We start from the raw sequence: 19515 nt of genomic DNA, 5'->3' as shown, positions 1-19515 counted from the left end.
ACGAATTTTAGACGAATTTTACCATTTCATGCCTTTCCGGCGCGAATTTTGAATTTCCTGCGATGTCAATTTTCCGCGATTTTAAAGGATTCCTGAGGCTTGACCGGATTTTCATCCACAGCTCAGCGTCAAATTGGTAAATTCGGTCAAGCCGAAGCCGAGGCTTCGCTCTGTTCCGTAGGGGCAGCCTCGACGACCTTGGCGGCGAGATCCGTGCGGCTGAAGGGTTTGTTCAGGAGCAGGTACTTGTCCGGCATCCGGGCCGGGTCCGCATAGCCCGTCACCAGAAGGACGCCGAGATCGGGCCGGACGAGGCGTGCCTTGTCGGCGAGTTCCGTCCCGGTCATCCCAGGCATGGCGAAGTCGGCGATCAGCAGGTCGAGATGGTTGTCCGCCCGGAGTATATCGAGCGCCGTCGCGCCGTCGGCGGCTTCCACCACCCGGTGGCCCATCTCGGAGAGATAGGCGGCCGTGACGGTCCGCACCTCCGCGTCGTCGTCGACCAGGAGGACGCGCACCTTGCGGGCGGCAATCTCGGTTTCCACCTGCCGGGCGGGATCCTTCGGGTTTTCCACGCTGGTGCGCGAGAGATAGAGTTCCACGGTGGTGCCCGCGCCCAATGTGCTGTTGATGACCACCGTGCCGCCGGATTGCTGCGCAAGGCCATAGACCATCGGCAGGCCAAGGCCCGTTCCCTTGCCCACATCCTTGGTCGTGAAGAACGGCTCCAGCACGCGCGACAGGACCTCGGGCGGAATGCCCGTGCCCGTATCCGCCACCGCGATCACCACGTATTCGCCTTGGGCGAGATCCGCGATGCGCCCGTCCTCGACATTCTCGTTGCGCGTGGAAAGAGTGAGGATGCCGTTCTCCGGCATCGCGTCGCGGGCATTGATGCAGAGATTCAGGATCGCGAGTTCGAGCTGATCCGGATCGACCATTGCCGTCCAAAGGCTGTCCGCGAGTTGTTTCTCGATGCGGATCATGCCGCCCAGCGTGCGCATCAGCAGATCGTTCATCTCGACGATCACCTGGTTGACGTCGACGGCCTGGAGCCGCAGGTCGCGCTGCCGGCTGAAGCTCAGAAGCCTCTGCGTCAGCGAAGCGCCGCGCTCGGCTGCGTAAGTTGCGTTCTGCAGAAGCCGCGTGAGACGCGGATCATCGGGCGCGCGGCGGGAGGCGAGATCGAGACTGCCGAGCACGGCCATGAGCAGATTGTTGAAATCATGCGCCACGCCACCGGCGAGCGTGCCGAGCGCCTGCATCTTGTCGGCCTGGCGCAGGCGCATCTCCATCAGCTTGCGCTCGGTGATGTTGCGCTCGATGGTGGCGAGCTTCGTCACTGCGCCCGATTCATCGAGGATCGGAATGTGGTTGATGAGGAACCATTGCGTTTCGCTCTCAGCGCCGATGCGTTCCTCGACGACTTCATCGGGCGCTTTCGCAGCAATGGCGCGCCGTTCAGCCTCTTCGATCATCTGCGCACGCTGGGGCGAAACGAAATCGCGCTCACGATGGCCGATGCAGGCATCCGCTTGACCCGCGATGCTTTTCGCCTTGGCTGAATTGAGCCGCACGAATCGTCCGTCGCGATCCTTGAAGGAGATCAGATCGTCGGAACTTTCCATCAGGCCGCGCAGCAGCGCGCGCTCGGTGTCGAGTTCCTGCGCGAGTCGGCGGCGCTGATAGGCGACGGCCACCATGTTGGAGAGCGCGTCGGGATCCCAGGGCTTGGGCATGTAGGCCATGATGCGGCCCTTGTTGACCGCGCCGATGACCGCTTTCAGATCCGCATAACCCGTCAGGAGAATCGCTTCCGCATTGGTGGAGATGCGCGCCTTGGCGAGAAATTCATCGCCTGGCATTTCCGGCATGCGCTGATCGGAGATGATGATCGCGATGTCCGGTTCATGCTTGATGATGTCGAGCGCCTTGATCGGCGACGATGCGGTCAGCACGCGGTAATCGCCCTCGAAGAGATCCTCGAGCGCAACGAGAATGTCCGGCTCGTCATCGACGACCAGGATCGTTCCGTTTTCCGCTTTCATCTCACTCGCAAGCATCATCAACCAATTCGTCTCGGGATCGTGATGGTGAAAGAAGCGCCGCCGAGAGGCCCCTCATCCACCGTAAGCGATCCTTTGTGGGCCTGAACGACGCTATAGGCAATCGCAAGGCCAAGCCCGGTTCCGGACCCCACGGATTTTGTCGTGAAGAACGGCTCGAAAATTCGCTCCCTCAGCTCTGCTGGGATGCCCGGACCCGTATCGCTGATCCTGATGGTATAGGTTGTCTCGTCGCTTTCGGTTTCAATATCGATCGCCCCGGTACTTTTGATCGCATCGGCGGCGTTGCCGACGATGTTCATCACCACCTGGTTGAGAAGGGCTGGGGAGCAATAAAGGTCCGGCGCGGCCTCGTAACGGCGGCGGACATCGATCCGCGCCCCGATCTTATGGCCGAGGAGGGCCAGCACGGTTTCGATGGATTCCGGCACGTTGACGGTCTGGAAATCGCCCTCGTCGAGGCGTGAGAAGCGCCTGAGATTGAGAACGAGCTCCTGGATCCGCCCCAGACCCAGCTTCATCGCGCCCACCCGGTCCTGGGACTTGGCGACCTGCCGCTCCAGGCCGGTCTCGGGCGGCAGCCTCGTGGCGATCTCGCCTAAAAGACGCTCCACGGTTCCCTGATGGGCCTGAACGAAGGCGAGCGGATTGTTGATCTCATGCGCGATGCCGGCCACCAATTCGCCCAAGGAGGCCATCTTGGCTGCCTGGACGAGCTGGGCCTGTGTTCCCTTCAGCCGTTGATTCGCCTCCTCCAGCTCCCGATTCGCCTTGGCGAGGGCCTCGGCTGACGCCGCCTCCGCCCGGGCGCGGGCCAGCGCCAGTTCACGCCCGCGCAGCTCGGCCTCGATGCGCCAGTTCTCGTCCTGCATGAGCTTGCGGCGCACGAGCGCGCGGATGCGCACCCGCATCACGTCGGGCTCCACGGTCGTGGGCACGATGTCGTCCACACCGGCGGAGAAAGCGCGGGCGAGCATGTCGCCTCCCTCTTCGTTGCCGAGGCCGACAATGGCGAAGCTCGGCACCTCCATGCCCGGCATGGGGGCAAGGCCGCGATAGGTGTTGAGCTGCCGGCACAGCTCGATGCCGTCGAAGCTGGGGCTCAGGAGATTGACCAGCACGCAGTCCCAGGTGGAGCCGGGGCTGCGGATCTGTTGGAGCGCGGCGACGGCATCGCTGGCCTGGGTGACGGAATAGCCCTCGCGGGCGAGCAGATCCTGCATGGCGATGCGCCGGGTCGTGCTGTCATCGACAACGAGAACGCAGGCGCGGCGGAAGGTGCCGAAGCTCGGCGCCTCGCTCTCATCCTTCGATTCGGGCGGCGGAGCCCGGCGGCGCAGGAGAGCCTTGATACGCAGGATGATCAGCTCCTGCTCGGCGGATTTCGAGATATAGGCGTCGGCGCCGCTCTCCAGCCCCTGCCGCTCCACGCCCCGCTCGCGGGCTTCGGTCAGCATGATCACGGGCGTAGCCCGGGTGCGCACGTTCAGGCGCATCTGGCGGGTCAGCTCGTCGCCGTTCATGCCGGGCAGGTGGTAATCGGCGATCACGAGGTCGGGCAGCTTCTCGTTCAGGCCGTCGAGCGCCGCCTCGGCGGTGGCGTGCCAGGACACGCTGAAGCCGTTCGTCTCCAGCATGTACCGGAGCTGAAGGGCCTGCGTTTCGGAATCCTCGACGAGGAGAATATGAGCGGCCTGGGCCACGGCGCCTGCGCTCATTCAGCCTCCCCCCGTGTCAGCCTCAGGATTCGGGGAGCGATCAGGTCGAGGGGCAGGCTGATACGGGCGCCGCCCATGCGCTGGGCCGCCGCCGGCATGCCGTAGACCACGGCGGTGGTCTCGTCCTCGGCCAGGGTGTATCCGCCGGCCTGGCGCAGTTCCACGAGGCCCTTGGCCCCATCTTCGCCCATGCCGGTGAGAATGACCCCGAGCCCGCGCCGGCCGGCCGTCTTCGCCATCGATCGGAACAGGGCGGTGGCGGAGGGGCGCTGGTTGCCGATCGGCGGCTCCCCACTCACCCGCAGGGTGCCGGCGGGCGAGAGCATGAGATGCCGGTCGCCCGGCGCCACATAGACCCGGCCGCCGACCGGGATTTCCTGATCCTGAGCGAGGCGCACGTCGAGGGGCATCAGCCCGTTCAGCCAGGAGGCGAACCCCTCCATGAAGGGCGCGCCCATATGCTGGACGAGGAGAATCGGCAGAGGGAAATCGGCGGGCAGGCTGCCGAGGACCTTGGCGAGGGCTGGGGGGCCGCCCGTCGAGGCCGCGATGCCCATGATGCTGGGGCGGGAGAGGTCCGTCTCCGATTCGCGGCTGAAAACCGATGCGGGAGCCACTGAACGCCAGGCGAAGGAGCGCTGCCGGACGACCGGAACCTGGCTCATGATGTAGAGCTGGGTGCAGATGGTCTCGGCGATGCCCGCATAACCGGCGCTCGATACGCCGACCGGCTTTTCCACGACGGTGAGAGCACCTGCGCGAAGCGCGTTCATGGAGATCTTGAGGGAGGAATCCTCGATGCTGTCGGCGATCACCACGATGGGGGTCGGGCGTTCCGTCATGATGCGGCGGGTGGCTTCCAGCCCGTCCATGCCCGGAAGGCGGATATCCATCGAGATCACATCCGGTTGAACGCGGTCGATCTCTTGGAGCGCTTCTTCCGCCGATTCCACGGCGGCGGCGACTGTGAGGCGCGGATCCCGGGAAATGATGTGGACGAGCAGCTGCCGGACGACGAGGGAATCCTCGACGACCATCACCCTGACCCGCGATTGAGACGAGTCGCTCATAAAACCTGCCCGATCGTCGCCAGCAACTCGCGCTGGTCGAACTTCTGCTTGGTAATATAGGCGCTCGCTCCGAGATCGAGACCCTTGCGCACATCTTCCGGGTCAGCCCGCGAGGTCATAAGGATGACCGGGAGGGCCGAGAGGCGCGGATCAGTCTTGATGGCTTGGAGCAGGCCGAAGCCGTCCATGCGCGGCATTTCCACGTCCGCGATGACGAGATCGATGATCGCTTCGCCCGACCGCAGCACATTGAGCGCATCGAGGCCGTCGACACTGAGAAGCACCTGATAGCCCTGAGCCTCCAGGATGCTCTTTTCGAGCGTCCGGGTGGTGATGGAATCGTCCACCACCAGGATCGTCCGGGCCTGTTGTGTCGCCTCGACGGCTAGGCCGAGGCCCGCGGCGGCGAGCCTGCTTTCGTTCCGGACCCAATGGTCGATCAGGCGCTCGGGGCTGAGCACGAGCGCGGGCATTTCGTTCTCGAGGAGAATCGTTCCGGACACCATTTCGCTCAAGCCGATGGCCTGCACGTCGCTGACGAGCGTGGTGCGCACGTCATGGAACGCGTTGACGGCAAGGGCGCAGGTGCGGGAGCCATGGCGGATGAGCACGGCTTTCACGCTCCCGGCCTCGGTGGGGATGGGGGCATTGGCGGATCCTGTGAGGGCTGCAAGGGCGATCACAGGAGTCACAACGTCTTGCCCCTCGATCTCGATCCGTGCGGCAGGACGTCCCTCCACATGTTCGAGGGAACTCGTGCTCAGCCGCAGCAGGCGCACCACCGCATGGGCCGGCAATCCGAACATGCGCCCTTCCGCCTCCATCAACAGGAGAGGCTGGCGCGCAGCGGTGAAGGGCACGTTCAGCAGAACCTCGGTGCCGGCGGGAAAGCGTGGCCGCAGCAGAACCGAGCCCTGCATCTTGCGCACCGCTTCCGCCACCACGGAGAGGCCAATGCCGCGGCCCGAGAGGCGATCGACCTCGTCCGCGGTCGAGAAGCCGGGCGCGAAGACCAGCGAGAGCAGCTGATCGATCATCGGCGGCGGGTTGCCTTCCAGGCGCGGCGGGATAAGGCCGCGCTCGACGGCGACCTGCTCGATACGCTGGAGATCGGGGCCGCGCCCGTCGTCGCGGATGCTGATGGTCAGGCGTCCGTTGCGCGAGGCAAGTTCGAGCGTCACCTCCGTGCGCTCCGGCTTGCCTTTGGCGATGCGCTCGGCGACGGGTTCCGCGCCGTGGCTCACGGCGTTGCGCAACAGATGCATCACCGGGTCCTTCAGCGCCTGAAGGACCTGGCGGTCGGCCTGGATGTCGAGGCCGATGCTGCGCACATACACGTCGCGGCCTTCATTGCGCGCGATTTCGCGCACCATGTGGCCGAAGCTACCGAACACCGTTTCCGCCGACACGAGCGAAATGCGGTCGATATCCTCGCGCACCTGCCGCGCCGCCTGACCGATGGACCAGGCGGATTGCCGCTGCTCGCGGGAGAGATTGGACAGGCCGCGCAGCAGCGTCTTCAGGTTCTGGTCGAAATCGCGAAGGCGCGGCGTGAAGGATGCGCCGGCGCGCGCGGGCGCATCGGCGCCCGACTGCGCGGAGGATGCCATGATAGCGGCCTGCGCATGAAGCTGCTCCCAGCTTCGCCTGAGGCTGCGCGCCTCCAGCTCGATCTGACGCAGCGTGTCGTTGATGGCCTCATCCGCCTGCAGCTCCGCGAGAAGCTGGTGCATGGAACCGGACAGATCCTCCATCTGATCCGCCGACACGCGAAGATAGGCGCCGGCGCTTTCAGCGGATGGTGAGGGTTCCTGCTTTGCAGGCGCGGTCGCTTTCACCTCAGGCGCGGGGCCTTTCGGCTGTGGCGGCGCAGGCTTGGATGCGGCGGCGGGTTCTCCCTGCGGGCGCAGAACATTCGCGACGAGATCTTCGATGGTATCAAGGTCGCGGCGTACCGTGGCAATGGTGGGGTCGTCGAGGGAACGCTCGCCGTCGAGCACTTGCGAGAAGAGCGCTTCGAGCTGATGCGCGACCTCTTCCACGGCAGGCAGATCGACGGCGCGGGCGGCGCCCTTCAGGCTGTGCGCACGGCGAAAGACATCCGTCAGGTCGATCTGGCCTCGCCCCGCATTGTCGAGGGCGACACGGATCGCATGCAGATGCTCCCGATGCTCCACATCGAAGGCGGCCAGCAATTGCTTGCGGATATCCGTCACTTTGCGCTCGTCCTCACATCGACCGCGCCGGTCTACACGCGGTAGCGCTCGGCGAGGCCGAGGAGCTGCTGCGAGAGTTCGGAGAGGTTGGCCGCCGCCATGTCGAGCTGGCGTGTACCCGCCGCCGTCTGCTGGCTCGCCTGACGGATGTTCTGAAGCGCGCCCATCACCTGCTCGATGCCGAGCTGCTGCTGGTTTGTGGAGGCGACGATCTGCTGGAACGTCTGCACGCTTTCCTGAATCTGTCCGGAAATGCCGGTGATGGTCTGCTGCGTGATGTCGGTGCGTTCCTTGCCGGCCGCGACGCGCTTCACGGCTTCCTCGGTGAGCATCACCGACGAATTGATGCCGCGCTGGATGTCGCCGAGGATCGAGCGCACCTGCATCGTCGCATCCTTCGCCTGATCGGCGAGCGATTTCATCTCGGACGCCACGACCGCGAAGCTGCGGCCGTTCTCGCCTGCCGCTGCAGCCTCGATGGCGGCGTTGAGCGCCAGAAGATGCGTGCGCTCGGAAATGTCGTTGACCGACGCGATGATCTCGCCGACAGCCTGCGTCTTCTCGCTCAGCGCCACGATGTTCTCGGCCACCGCTTCCGCCTGCTCGCGGATGGAATCCATGGCACGCGTGGTTTCGTCCACCGCCTGCAATCCGGCCATGCTGGTCTGGGCCGCGGCCTGCGCGGAGGCAATCACTTCCTGCGCGCGCTTGCCGATCTGCGTGCCGGAATGGGTGATTTCGTCCACTGTCGCCGCCGTCTCCTGCACCGCCGCAAGCTGCTCCTCGACGGAGGCCGCCTGCTCCTGCGTCGAAGCGCGGATCTCGGCTGCTGCCGCATTGAGATTTTCGGTGGCCTCGCGGCTCTGGCGAGCCAATTGGCTCAAGCCCTCGACCATGGTGTTGAGGGTCGCGCCGAGATGCCCGATCTCGTCCTTGCCGGTCAGAGCCTTTTCGCCGCTGAGCTCTCCGCGTCCGACCCTCTCGACGAACGCCATGAAGGTGGTCAGCGGCCCGACGATGGAAGAGCGCAGCGCATAGGAGATGATGAGGCCGAGAAGAGCAGCGCCCGCAATGGCGAGAATGATCGACATCCGGCTCTGCTCATAGACTTCGCTCACACGCTGCTGTCCAAGCGCGATGGCTTCGCCGAGAATACCTCTCGCCTGATCCAGGTTGCGGTTCCAGCTGTCGCGTGTCGTGTTGAGCGAGTCTCGCGTCGTCATGACACCGGCATGATCATTGGCTTGAAGGGCCGCAAACTGCCGCTCGCTCATCGCGCGCAGCTGGCGAAGATCGGTGTTCGCGCGGGTGAGCTGCTCGCCGATCCGTCGCCATGCATCGGCGCGCTGCTGGTTCACCGAGCGGGAGACGAACTCGTTGACCATGGCGGTGGTCTGCGCAAGCGAGGCTTCGGTCGATGCGGCCTCCTGCTGCCAGGCGCGCGCGACATCCTCGGCTGAGGCCTGCTGCTGGCCGAGCGAGCGGAGAAGGTAGCGGGAGAGGATTTCCTCCCGCAGGCCGCGCATGGTGTTCTGCTGATCGCCGACACGCTCGATCTGGCGCATGAGGGTGAGGTCGCGGGTCACGATCGTCTCGGTGGATTGCCGCACGTCGTCGAGCTGGTTGATGGCATAGAAGCCGAGCCCGACCATCAGCGCGAGGATGACGGCGAAGCCGAGAAGGATGCGGTTGGCGATCGAGATCGTCACGTCAAACTCCAGGAACAGGGGAAGAAGGCAGGAAAGGACGAAGGAGGCGGGCGGTATCGAGCAGAGATAGGACTCTTTCCTCGTCGGCAAAGCTGGACAGAGCTTTCGCGTAACCGATCACCGCCTCGTTGCGGAATGTGCCGGCCTCGGTCTCGGCCAGCGGCAGGATTTCGGACACGGCATAGGCCCGTTCAACCTTCAGGGCAACCTGGGGCTGGCTCTGGCGCAGCATCACGAGATGCCATGTGCCGTCCTCGTTGGCGCTCGGTTGCAGGCCCAAGGCCAGGGCCAGATCGAGCACGCTGACCAACTGGCCGTTGCGGCCGAAGACGCCGACCATGGCCGGCGGCCCGTCAGGCACCGGCACGCATTCGCGATAGGGCAGGATTTCGGCGATGGCATTCAGGGAAACGCCGAAATGCTCGCCCCCGGCGGCGCAGATCAGGGCTCGGTCTGGCTCGACGATGGGCTCGAGCCCGCCGCGTTCGGCCAGCCGCGCCGTGCGCTCGTCCAGGATCTGGCGCGCCCGTTCCTCCGCGGAGCGGGCTTTCGTTCGCGCGACGTTGATCAGCTTGCGCTGCAGGGCTCGTTTCATCGGCGTCCCTTCCGTTCGCTTCGCGTGGCCGCCTCAAGATGGATGCGGACGAGATTGCGCAGGTCGCGGGCCGTCAGGCCGTCCCCTTCGGCCATCTCTTGATCGTCGGCTAAGCCGGCGGCAATGCTGGCCGCATTGGTGAGGGAGCGCCGCCCAGGGCTGGGCCGCCCCTCGGCAAGCAGCAGGAGTCCGAGATGGTAGTGAGCCATGGCAAAGCTTGTATCGAGATAGATGCCTTTAAGGAAGCACTTCTCGGCTTCCTCGGGCCGATTCAACGCCTGCGCGATGAGGCCCTGATAGAGATGGAGGGCCGGATTGAGGGGATGCACGCCAAGCGCCCGGGTGCAGAGGGTCTGGGCCGTCCTGAAATCCCCCAGATTGGCGAGGTCCCTCACCTGATCGAGCAGGGAATCCGGCTCGGAGGGCTCTGGGAGAGATTGCGGCGCGGGAGCGGGCGGCGGTTGGGTGGTGCGGACCGGGACAGGGCGTTTCGGCTGTGCCGCAGGCTTTTCCGGAAGCGGGATCAACGGCGCCCATGACTCCGGCGCTTTCTCCCTGGGTGGCGGAGCCTCGCCGGCCCCCTGCCGGTAGGCGACGGTTCCGGGCAAGCTGAGCGCCTGCATCATGTTGGCGAAGGCGGGGTTAGGTTCCGCGTGGCCGAGCAGCATCCAGCCCCTGTCGGCAAGACAGTCGCGCAGGGCCTGGACGACCTGGGTGACCGTGTCGGGATGGAAATAGATCAGGACGTTGCGGCAGAGAATGAGATCGAATTCGCTGAATTCCAGCGGCGATGTTCCATCGAGAAGGCTCAGCAGATTGTGCCGTTCGAAACGCACGAGAGACCGGAATTCCGGCCGCAGCTGCCATTGCTCGCCTTTCCCGGGCAGGAAGTAGCGGTCGCGTTCCTGCGGCTGCATGGAGCGCAGGGCCCATTTGCCGAAGCGCGCCTGCCGCGCCACCTCCATGAAGCTTTCGTTGATGTCCGTTCCGACGATGGTGGTGCGCCATTGTTCGAGCTGCGGGCCCAGCAGCTCGCTGACCAGGATCGCGAGCGAATAGGGCTCGGCGCCCGTGGCGCAGCCCGCGCTCCAGATGCGCAGGCGTCTCTCGCCCTGCTCCTGCTTGCGCTCGATGATCTCAGGCAGGATCGTGTCGCGAAGCGCGGTGAACTGCTCCGCGTAGCGGAAGAAGAACGTCTCGCCGATGGTGATTTCGGCTTCGAGCTTCGTCCATTCCGCGGGGCCGGAAATCCTGTCATCGAGGAGGGCGAGATATTGCGTGGAATCGCCTGTTGAGGTGGCGCGCATGCGCTTGCGCACCCGCTCCCAGAGAAGGTCGTCCTTGTCCTGATAATAAAAGTGTCCCGTGCGCTCGATGATGCGGCTTTTCAGTTTGGGAAAGCCGGCATCGAGCAGGGGATTGGAGAAGGACTTCGCGGCCATCAGGCCGGAACCGTCCATTCACCGAGGCGGCTTTGTGCGTGGCGTCCCAGCTCGGCCAGGGCCTTCTGCTCTTGTTCGAAGAGCAGGCGATCCAGGGACAAGAGATGCACGAGGCGCGATCCAAGCGTGATCTCCGCCTCGACGCATCCGTTCAGGCTGTTGCCTTCACGAACGGGCGAGAGCTGCGTGCCTGCGATAGTCGCTACATCGAGCACCCGGTCCGCGAGGAGCGCGAGGGGCTCCGCCTGTCCGGGCACCTGGACGATCATCAGGTGCCGGTACAGAGCGGCCTCGCCGTCCTCCTGCTTGCCGTCCAGACCGAAGAGCACATCGAGACGGATGACTGGAACCGCCTTGCCGCCGAGATTGAAGAACCCGGCCACGGGACGCGGCAGGGCCGGCGGCCGCCAGAGGCGCGGCAGCGGCAGCAATTCGCGCACCTGCTCCCGGCGCAAGGCGCAGGCGGTGCCGTTAACGTCGAAAGTGATGATCTGCAGGCCTGCCATTGCTCACGTCGTGGTAGAGGGAAACGAAAACGGGACGCGAGCGCCCGCATCCCGGTAATATGGGCACTCGTTGAAGGGTGGCAACGGCCTGAACGGTTATTGCCGCACGTTCGAGGTGACTTCGAGAATGGCGTTGAGGCCGGCTGCGGCCTCTTCCGAGTAGCCTGTTTTCTCAACAGCCTTAAAGACCTTTCTGGCGTCGTCGTAGCGGCCCATCCTGAAATAGGACCAGCCGCGGATCAGCATGAGGTCGTTCTGCTCGGGCACGAGGCGGGCTCGCTCGCTCAGCGCCAGGAGCGTTTCCGTATAGCGCCCGTCGCGATAGGCGGCCAGCGCGCGCTGGGTGAGAATGGAGGCCCCCAGCTCCACCCGGCGCTCGCCGGTCTGGGGGGCTTGTGCCGCCGCAACGGCGGCCTCGGAGGTGAGGTTCTTGCGCAGATAGGCCAGTGACTTGCCGTAGGCCGCCTCCTCGCGGGTGCGGCCGCTGCCGCGGCGCACGGCCTGGTCGAAGGCGTTGACCGCCTCTAACGGGCGGTTGGCTTCCATCAGGCACCAGCCGAGCCCGAGGGCCGCATCCGGCGAGAGGCCTTCCGCATTGCGGGTCATGATGCAGTTGCGCCGTCCGCCCGCGCTGCCCTGCGTGGTGCGGGTCTCGACGACGGTTTCGCGCATGGGCGCGGCTTCGGCCTGATAGGTGTTGCGCTGCACGACCACACGGGGCTGCTCTTCCACAGGGGCCGGGACGGAGCGCGGTGCCGGCGTCATCTCGACGGTGCGAGCCTGTTGCGTGGCGGGAAGGCTCGGCTGCGCCGCCTGTCCGCGAAGGGTGCCGTCGGCGAGGTCAGCGATGCGCTCCGAGCGACCGCGCCATTGCGTGGCGATGGCGTTGAAGCCCGCGCGGTCGTTCATGCGCTGGGTGGACAGGGCCTGGCCGTAGGCGGAAGGCTCGTCATCGGGTTTCCAGGACAGCGCCTGGCGGAACCAGTCGCGCGCCGTCTGGAGCTGGTTGGTGTTGTAGGAGTACCAGCCGAGCGCCTGCGCGCCGTCGGGGAAGCGCTGGCCCGTGACGACGGGGACGATGCGGGCCACGACGCGCGCGTCGAGACGCGGCGGCGGGTCCTGGCTCAGAAGGGCCGTCGCGATGTCCAGGTACACCTTCATGTTTTCCGGAGCCTGCTCGCGCCATTCATAGGCGAAGGCCTCGGCTTCCACGAGCCGCTCCAGCGCGCGTAAGGACATGGCATAGCCCTCCGCCGCCTTCGGGCCGCCTTTGCGATCCAAGGCGGTCTTGAAGAGCTCGAGCGCGCGGGCCGGATTGCCGTGATGATAATTGTACCATCCGAGCACGAGAACCGGGCCAGCTTCCTCGGTGCCGCGGGCCAGACGCTCGACAGCTGCCAGATCCTCGGGCGTCGCGGTTGTCTTGCCGTCATTCGAGGCGGCCTCGACGCGGCGGCGCGCAAGCTCCTCGCGGATGGAGTCGAAATTGTCGATCTCGGTGCCGGTCTTGCGCTCGTGCTGAAGGAGTTCCGTCACCTGGTTGGTGGGCAGGAACTCCAGCGCCTTCTGCAACGTCGCCAGGCGCTCGCCCGGATTGGTGCAGCTGGTCATGAGATAAGTATAGACGTCGCGCGCGCGGTTGGGCTGGTCGGTTTTGGCGAAGGCCTCGGCCACGCGCCACATCACGTCCACGTTCGCGCAGGTCAAGAGGGCCGGTGTCTCAGTCGCGACCGAGAGCACGGTGCGCCATTGTCCGGCATCGGAAGCATTGGTCAGGCGGCGGCGGGCCTCGACCGATTCGAGCGCGATGAGCAGTTCCTGCGGCGGCTGCCAGTTGGGATCGGAGGATTGGCGCTCGGCAATGGTGGCCCGTACATCCGCGATCTTGTCTTCGCGATAAAGCTCCCACAGCCGGTCGATGATCGGATCGACAGGCGTCTGCCCACCGCCCGATGAGAGCTGTGAGAGATCGCTCGGCGGATTCCAGTTGGGATAGAGCGCGCGAAGGCGCGCGATCTCCGCGTTCACGCGCCGCGTGTCGCCTTGCGATGCGAAATAGCGCAAAGCTGATTCGTCGACCTGAGGAAGCGCGTTCCGTGCAGGCGGCGCCGTGGGATTAGGCGCAGGCGCGGGTGCAGGGGACTGGCCGGAGCCGCCCTGCTGCGCGATGGCCGCGAAGCCCAGGACCAGGGCCGCAACCGTTATGGCGCTACTTGCTAAACGCATTGCGGATGTTTTTCACCAAGCCACGACTTCGTCATCAGATACAGGGTCGACGGATAATAGAGCTGCGGGTCGAAGGTTTTCAGCGAAGCCTGGATGGGAGTGCCATCCAGAACGCAGACAAGTGCTGCCGAAAGGATGGCGTAGCCCTGATCGTTCAACCGCTCCCGGACCTGCCCGGTGACCACGTTGACGACGGCAACCCCTTCATTCTCCGCAGACCAGCGCTGCTTCAACGCCCTGAGCCACTCCAAATCGATCATTCCTGCCCGCAGAAGGTAAAGAGGTATCCTTAACGAGTTGTAACCAAATTCCGGCGGGAAGCCCTCGGCAGGCATCGTCTGCATGCGGGTGCGGATGGAGAGCCAATCCGCAGGCAGCCGGACCCTGCCGGATGTCGCCTGCTGGAGCAGGGTGACGCCCTCCTGCCAGACCTTGTTCCACTCATATTCCGGCGCCAGGCCCGCCAGGACCGGAAAGGCCTCGAACACCCAATAGGAGAGATTGACCACCGGCCCGTCGGGACGATCTTCAGCCCTGAAACCCTCCGCGCCGGGAAGCAGGAAGATGGCGCTGCCTTCGCGTCCAAGCGTGCTCTTGCCGATGGCTCGGGCGAGTTTCTGCGCGGCGTTGGTGTAGCGGGGCTCTTGCCATGCAGTCCCGGCCTTTGCGAGCGCATAGGCGATGAGAATATCGCCGTCCGTCGCGTTGTTCTTGTCGGTGACACGCGGCTTGGCGGTGGGTTCCCATTTCCACGAGACCAGGCCGTCGTCGCGGATGAGAAGTTCCGTGAAGGTGAAATTCCAGATCTTCTCGAAGCTCACGCGGTCATTGGCGGCGAGGGAGAGAAGCAGGCCATAGCCCTGCCCTTCACTGTGGCTGATATTGCCGTTGGCATTGTCCACCACACGCCCGTTCTCCTCGACGAAGCGGGAGCGGTAGGCCTGCCATTCGTCGGCTGAGAGCGTGCCGACAACGTTCAGCGGCTGCACGGAAAGGGCTTTCACAGGTTGCGCGGCCCCATACACGGATACCGCGAGGGCAAGAGCGCAGGTCAGGATTTGAAACCGGCCTGTGAAGCATCTCATGAAGGGCGGCCCAGTCGCTTGAGAAGGAAATAGGTCGAGCTGCCGAGCACCGTGCAGCAGATCAGCATGAGAAGCGCATATTGGAGAATATTCGCCGACATCCAGTTCGCCGCCACGAGACGCAGGTTCAGCAGAGAAAAGGGCCGCGTCTGGACGAAGGCGAAATCGCGGATCGGCTCGACCTGGAGCTTCGCTTCCGCCGGATCAAGGGCGACGGCACGTCCGGACACCTTGGACCAGAGAATCGGGTCGGCCATGCGCGCCACTTCCTGCGCGAGCGCCTGATCGGAGCGGGCCGTGACGAGGGTCCAGGCACCTCCGTTCTGCGTCCTGTTCTGCGCGACGAGAAGAGTCGAGCGCTGCGGCGGTTCATAGGGCGCATCGGCGCGCCTGTTCAGCGACAGGGACGACAGCGACAGGCTGAAGGTGGATTCCACCCAATCCTGAAGCGAGCCGAACGTGCGCTGGATGATGCCGCGCCGCTCGAAGGATTCGGCCCAACGCTTGCGCACCTCGTCCGTGGACGATGAGGCGGGGCCGGAGGAAGCGGGCCGTGCGGGCATGGTGAATTCCGCATTCGCGACCTGCTGGCCGCTGCGCTCGCTTTGAAGCGGTGTCGAAGGCCAGAGCATGCGCAGATGCTCGGACACGCGCACATTGCTCAGGAGCCCTTGCGGGATCTGCTCGACGGCACCGACGAAGAGAACCGATTCGTCCTCTGCCGACGCCGCGTTCGAGAACTGTGCACGCACCGGCGCACCGGCGCTGCGCGCCATGCGGGCGAGGAAGGTGCCGGCAGCGGACACGTTCAGGGGATCGGGACGCGCGAGCACGACGGTGGTTGCCACCTCGTCGTCATTGGGGAAATGCCCGACGCTCAGAACGCCGAGATCTGGCTGAAGGCCGATGCGGCCGAAATCGGGGAACTCGAAGGTGCTGGTGTCGAACAGCACGAAGCGGTTTGCTTCCGACAAGGTCTCGCCCGGCGCGCAGCGATTGTCCGCGTCGGTGATGAGGCCGACTTCGACGGTCACGAAGTTGAGACCCGACTTGAAGTTCTTCAGCGGCAATCGGATCGTGTGCCGCCTGACGATGTCGCCCTGCGCGGTGATCGTCATCTGCGTGCTGATCTTGTCGTTCACATAGATATCGATATGGCTGCCCGGCCGCACGGCGGAAGTATAGGCCGCATCCACATAAAGGAGCGCCTCGCCATATTCGGTGGCGTAGAAATCGGAGGGCAGGCTCAGGGCGAATTGCGCCTTGAGGCGGCGTCCGGAGAATTCCTGCGTCGGCACCCCGAGGTCGGAGAAGCGGAATGACCGACGCCCGAATGCGGTGGTGATATCGGGCCAGTGCCACGCCGCGGTGTCGATCACGCCACGCTGCACATTCGCCATGTTGACGGCCTGCGATCCGATGACCGCGATGGCTGAATCCAGGTCGGCCCAGGACGGACCCGAGACGAGCAGCGTCGAGCCGCCGGAGCCGGTCTCCGGCATCATCATGGTCAAGGGCTGCTGCATGGCCACATCCGGGATGCCGGGAACCAGGCCGCGCAACTCGCTTGCCACGCCCATGACGACCTTGATGGTGCCGACAGGGGAGGGGCCGGGATCGGTCTCGACCACCTGGATGACGGGCCGTGCATAGCGCCCGCGAAGCGCGATCATCTGCACGAGGCGCAGCAGGCGGTCGCGGATCTCGGGGCGGTAGACCTTCGGCGCGACCACGCGGATCGTCGTCACGCCCGTGGCATCGACCCCGATGGCGGGAAGGTCCTCCAGGCTGCGCAGCGTCTTGGTGGTGCCCTCCGCAAAGGTGAGCATCGTGGAGCGGGAATCCACATCCGTCCAAAGCTCGTAAGTCGCGGTGATCGTGCAGTCCGTCCGGTGGCGCTGGAGTGCTTCCATGCGAATGAAGTTCTGCCCGGCGCGCAAGAGGCCGGGCCGGACATTGGCCGTCACGCGCTTCACGGCGTCCGACGAGGCGATCGGCGTATCGATCACGTTCTCGCCGTTGATGGAGATGCGCAGCCTTGAGGCCTCCGGCATCACGACCACGGCATTCTGATAACCGAGAGAAAGGCTCGCGCCGCTGGCCGCCTCATCCTGCGAAAGATGGAAGGTCCAGGCCCGCGCATCCGTTTCGCCTTCGAGCCGAATGGTCTCGAAGGGCATAACCGGTCGTTCGATGCGCGCTGCATTCCGCGCCGGGGCCGTGCTCGTGACGGCGGGCCTTGCCGGAGAAGGAGCTGGCGTCGCCGCGCTGGCGGGCGGACGGCCCTGAGGCGCCATCTGGAATGGAGAGGTGGCGGAAGCAGGGGGAGCTGCTTGCGCCGGCGGCTGAGGAGCGGCACCCTGTTGTGTCGGCGTTCCGCTGCGCATGTCGAAGGATTGGGCCGGAGCAGGATTTGCTCCAGGCTGCGGCGCGGGCGCCTGAGGAGACGGTGCTGTCCCGCGCATGTCGAAAGTGGCCGCCGGCGGCTGGCTCGGAGCGGCAGGCTGCGCCGGGTCCGGCTGCGATGACGGCGCGGATTGCCCGGGCGACATGGAGAACGGAGCCACCTGCGCGGCGGCGATCTGCGTTCCCAGAAGCAGGGCGGTCAGAGCGGAAATCGAGAGCGAACGCATGTCGGGCCCCTTATTTTGTCGCCGGCGCGATGGATGGAGCCGGCGGCTTGGAGACACCGATTTTCTGCAGGCCGAAGAGATAGGACAGGCCACGCCCGGTCTGGTAGAGGGACACCATGAAGAACCAGATCGTGCCGCGCAGGACGCCGATATCCTGGTGTCTCCGCTTCTGGAACTCGCTCCACTGATCCGCATTCGCGAATACGAGATCGGCCACGAGCTTGTGATGTTCCGGTTTATCCACGTGGAACTGACAGCCGAGCAGCAGGCCCTTGTCGTCCATGCCGACTTTGCGAATCTCGATCGGCATCTGCTGCATCATGGTTTGCCCGGAATAGGGCAGGAATTCGAGCGTTCCGTGCGTGCCCTTCTTCAGGTTCGGGCCCGCCGAGGGCGCCACATGGATCCGCGCACCGCCGACCGAGACGTCGCGCACGGCGGCGTCGATGATCTCCCCATCGACCACGATGCGGCAGGGGCGGTCGATGCGCACGCGATGGCTCTGGCGGCGTGAGGCACGCTCCGACACCACACCGAGCGCGCAGCCCGCGATGATGAGGTTGAGCACGTTCCACGCGCCCGTCACCAGCGTCAGGTCGGCCTTGTAAGGTTCGAGCCACACGCGCACCGCGGTCGCCACCACGCCGAGCAGCAGGATGCCGAAGATGATGAAATAAGTCAGGCCAAGTTCCGACAGGCGGCTCTGGTCCATGGTCTCGCTCTTCGCCGTCACCTTGAAAGTGGGCTTTCGCGGATTGGCCATGACCGAAAGAACGGCCGGCAGCAGATAGATGGTTTGGATATATTCGTAGAGGTCCGAAATCCACGGCCAGCGATAGCGGCCATAGAGGTAGTTCTGCATCATGAAGTTCACCATCATGTAGGTGAACGTGTAAGCGAAGAACTCGCCGCCGGACGCGGTGAAGATCTCGAGCGAGAAGAACAGGTAGCAGAGCGGCGACAGCAGGAAGGCGAAGCGTGAGAACGGAAATAGCCAGAACAGCGTACTCGACATGTAGCAGAGACGCTGCGGCAGCTTGAGCCCGCGCTTGAGCGGCGGGAAGCGGAACCGCAGGATCTGCATCATTCCTTGTGCCCAGCGCGAGCGCTGGCCGATGAAGCTGGCGAAGCTTTCCGGCTGCAGGCCGGCAATCAGCGGCTTGTCCACATAGATGCTGGTCCAGCCGCGGGAGTGAAGTTCGAGCGCGGTTTCGCAATCCTCCGTGATGCTGAGGCCGCTGAACCCGTTCGTTTCCTGCAAGGCCTCGCGCCGCAAGAGGGCTGCCGAGCCGCAGAAGAATGCCGCGTCCCACTTGTCGAGACCGCGCTGAATGACGCCGTAGAACATCTCGTTCTCGGACGGCATGGTCTGGAAGGTGCCGAGATTGCGCTCGACCGGGTCGGGGTTGATGAAGAAGTGCGGTGTCTGGACGAGAAACAGGTTCTTGTCCTTGGTGAAATAACCGACGGTTTCTTCCAGGAAGTTGCGGGCGGGCGCATGGTCCGCGTCGAAGACCGCCACCAGGTCGCCGGTGGAATTCTCCATCCCGTTATTGAGATTGCCCGCCTTGGCGTGGAGGTTGCGGGCGCGGGTCAGATAGATGCAGTCGAGCGCGTCGCAAAGGGCCTGCAATTCCGTGCGCCGGTCGCGGGCGGCCTGAGCGGCGGCGGGGTTGGTGGAATTGCATTTCTCGTCCGTGCCGCCGTCATCGAGGAGCCAGACCGTGAACTTGTCGGCGGGATAGTTCATCGCCTTTGCCGCAGCGAGAGTGGTCGCGAGCAGGCTCGCATCCTCGTTGTAGGTCGGCACATACACGTCGATAGTCGGCAGGTTATTGGAATCCACCTTCGGCGGCTTGCGCGAGGGCAGGGGGCTCGACACCACGAAGAGGCTTAAGAACAGCATCATCACGCTGTACATCTCGGCCATGTAGAGCAGGATGGCCGGAATGAAGTTTGCGACTTCGGTGACGGGCGGGATCGTGCTCGTGGTGCGCCAGAAGACATAACGCAGCACGATAGCCGTGCCGAGCGCCAGGGCGATGATGCGCCAGACGCCCTGCGCACGGAAGAATTTGAGCACGATCATGCAGGCGACGACGACGAGGCCGGCCACGAGGTGTGCCTGGAGACTGATGGGAAGGGCGACGAGAACGACGACAAGGATCGCCGCCACCGCCCAAAAGGCTACGATTACACCCCTTCGCATCGTTCCCCAGTCTCGTTTTGGTTGTTCAGTGCCTGATAGC

At 64.8% G+C, this 19515-nt stretch carries 12 protein-coding genes; all 12 read right to left on the bottom strand.

The window, feature by feature from the left end; translation table 11 throughout:
* Positions 1 to 146: 146 nt before the first annotated feature.
* A complete protein-coding gene (locus AB4Y85_RS15790; RefSeq protein WP_441985868.1) occupies positions 147 to 2066 on the bottom strand; it encodes a response regulator in 1920 nt (639 codons plus the stop codon).
* Positions 2066 to 3784 carry a response regulator gene (locus AB4Y85_RS15785; protein WP_441985867.1) on the bottom strand — a complete coding sequence of 573 codons (1719 nt, stop codon included), beginning with the start codon at positions 3782 to 3784 and terminating at the stop codon, positions 2066 to 2068. The genes AB4Y85_RS15790 and AB4Y85_RS15785 overlap by 1 nt, the downstream gene beginning before the upstream one ends.
* Entirely contained in the window at positions 3781 to 4854 is a 1074-nt protein-coding gene (gene cheB / locus AB4Y85_RS15780) for a chemotaxis-specific protein-glutamate methyltransferase CheB (protein ID WP_441985866.1), read from the bottom strand. The genes AB4Y85_RS15785 and cheB overlap by 4 nt, the downstream gene beginning before the upstream one ends.
* On the bottom strand, positions 4851 to 7070 hold the full coding sequence (locus AB4Y85_RS15775; protein WP_441985865.1) for a hybrid sensor histidine kinase/response regulator: 2220 nt from the start codon (positions 7068 to 7070) through the stop codon (positions 4851 to 4853). Before AB4Y85_RS15775 ends, cheB begins: the two co-directional genes overlap by 4 nt.
* A 32-nt stretch (positions 7071 to 7102) precedes the next feature.
* A complete protein-coding gene (locus tag AB4Y85_RS15770; RefSeq protein WP_441985864.1) occupies positions 7103 to 8779 on the bottom strand; it encodes a methyl-accepting chemotaxis protein in 1677 nt (558 codons plus the stop codon).
* A 1-nt stretch (position 8780) separates the two neighbouring features.
* Positions 8781 to 9374: a chemotaxis protein CheW gene (locus AB4Y85_RS15765; protein WP_441985863.1), complete on the bottom strand. Its 594-nt coding sequence runs from the start codon at positions 9372 to 9374 to the stop codon at positions 8781 to 8783.
* Positions 9371 to 10816, bottom strand: a complete 1446-nt coding sequence (locus AB4Y85_RS15760) for a CheR family methyltransferase (protein ID WP_441985862.1) — start codon at positions 10814 to 10816, stop codon at positions 9371 to 9373. The genes AB4Y85_RS15765 and AB4Y85_RS15760 overlap by 4 nt, the downstream gene beginning before the upstream one ends.
* Positions 10816 to 11322, bottom strand: a complete 507-nt coding sequence (locus AB4Y85_RS15755) for a chemotaxis protein CheW (RefSeq protein ID WP_441985861.1) — start codon at positions 11320 to 11322, stop codon at positions 10816 to 10818. The genes AB4Y85_RS15760 and AB4Y85_RS15755 overlap by 1 nt, the downstream gene beginning before the upstream one ends.
* A gap of 96 nt (positions 11323 to 11418) precedes the next feature.
* The gene (locus AB4Y85_RS15750) at positions 11419 to 13548 is read right to left on the bottom strand and encodes a tetratricopeptide repeat protein (protein ID WP_441985860.1); all 2130 of its coding nucleotides are present in this window, start codon (positions 13546 to 13548) and stop codon (positions 11419 to 11421) included.
* Entirely contained in the window at positions 13539 to 14633 is a 1095-nt protein-coding gene (locus AB4Y85_RS15745; protein WP_441985859.1) for a glycosyl hydrolase family 8, read from the bottom strand. Before AB4Y85_RS15745 ends, AB4Y85_RS15750 begins: the two co-directional genes overlap by 10 nt.
* Complete coding sequence (locus AB4Y85_RS15740; protein WP_441985858.1) at positions 14630 to 17266, bottom strand: cellulose biosynthesis cyclic di-GMP-binding regulatory protein BcsB; 2637 nt, start codon at positions 17264 to 17266, stop codon at positions 14630 to 14632. The genes AB4Y85_RS15745 and AB4Y85_RS15740 overlap by 4 nt, the downstream gene beginning before the upstream one ends.
* Positions 17267 to 17276: 10 nt before the next feature.
* On the bottom strand, positions 17277 to 19475 hold the full coding sequence (gene bcsA / locus AB4Y85_RS15735) for a UDP-forming cellulose synthase catalytic subunit (protein ID WP_441985857.1): 2199 nt from the start codon (positions 19473 to 19475) through the stop codon (positions 17277 to 17279).
* Positions 19476 to 19515: the final 40 nt, after the last annotated feature.

The organism is Microvirga sp. 2YAF29 (assembly GCF_052114605.1).
Taxonomy (GTDB): domain Bacteria; phylum Pseudomonadota; class Alphaproteobacteria; order Rhizobiales; family Beijerinckiaceae; genus Microvirga.
The sequence above is the reverse complement of the archived record's forward strand: the minus strand, read 5'-3'. Positions and strand labels throughout refer to the sequence as shown.

Excerpts from the sequence above, each read along its gene's own strand:
- AB4Y85_RS15790 (WP_441985868.1), bottom strand. The coding sequence starts at position 2,066 with ATGATGCTTGCGAGTGAGATGAAAGCGGAAAACGGAACGATCCTGGTC.
- AB4Y85_RS15785 (WP_441985867.1), bottom strand. The coding sequence starts at position 3,784 with ATGAGCGCAGGCGCCGTGGCCCAGGCCGCTCATATTCTCCTCGTCGAG.
- cheB (WP_441985866.1), bottom strand. The coding sequence starts at position 4,854 with ATGAGCGACTCGTCTCAATCGCGGGTCAGGGTGATGGTCGTCGAGGAT.
- AB4Y85_RS15765 (WP_441985863.1), bottom strand. The coding sequence starts at position 9,374 with ATGAAACGAGCCCTGCAGCGCAAGCTGATCAACGTCGCGCGAACGAAA.
- AB4Y85_RS15760 (WP_441985862.1), bottom strand. The coding sequence starts at position 10,816 with ATGGCCGCGAAGTCCTTCTCCAATCCCCTGCTCGATGCCGGCTTTCCC.
- AB4Y85_RS15755 (WP_441985861.1), bottom strand. The coding sequence starts at position 11,322 with ATGGCAGGCCTGCAGATCATCACTTTCGACGTTAACGGCACCGCCTGC.
- AB4Y85_RS15750 (WP_441985860.1), bottom strand. The coding sequence starts at position 13,548 with ATGCGTTTAGCAAGTAGCGCCATAACGGTTGCGGCCCTGGTCCTGGGC.
- AB4Y85_RS15745 (WP_441985859.1), bottom strand. The coding sequence starts at position 14,633 with ATGAGATGCTTCACAGGCCGGTTTCAAATCCTGACCTGCGCTCTTGCC.
- AB4Y85_RS15740 (WP_441985858.1), bottom strand. The coding sequence starts at position 17,266 with ATGCGTTCGCTCTCGATTTCCGCTCTGACCGCCCTGCTTCTGGGAACG.
- bcsA (WP_441985857.1), bottom strand. The coding sequence starts at position 19,475 with ATGCGAAGGGGTGTAATCGTAGCCTTTTGGGCGGTGGCGGCGATCCTT.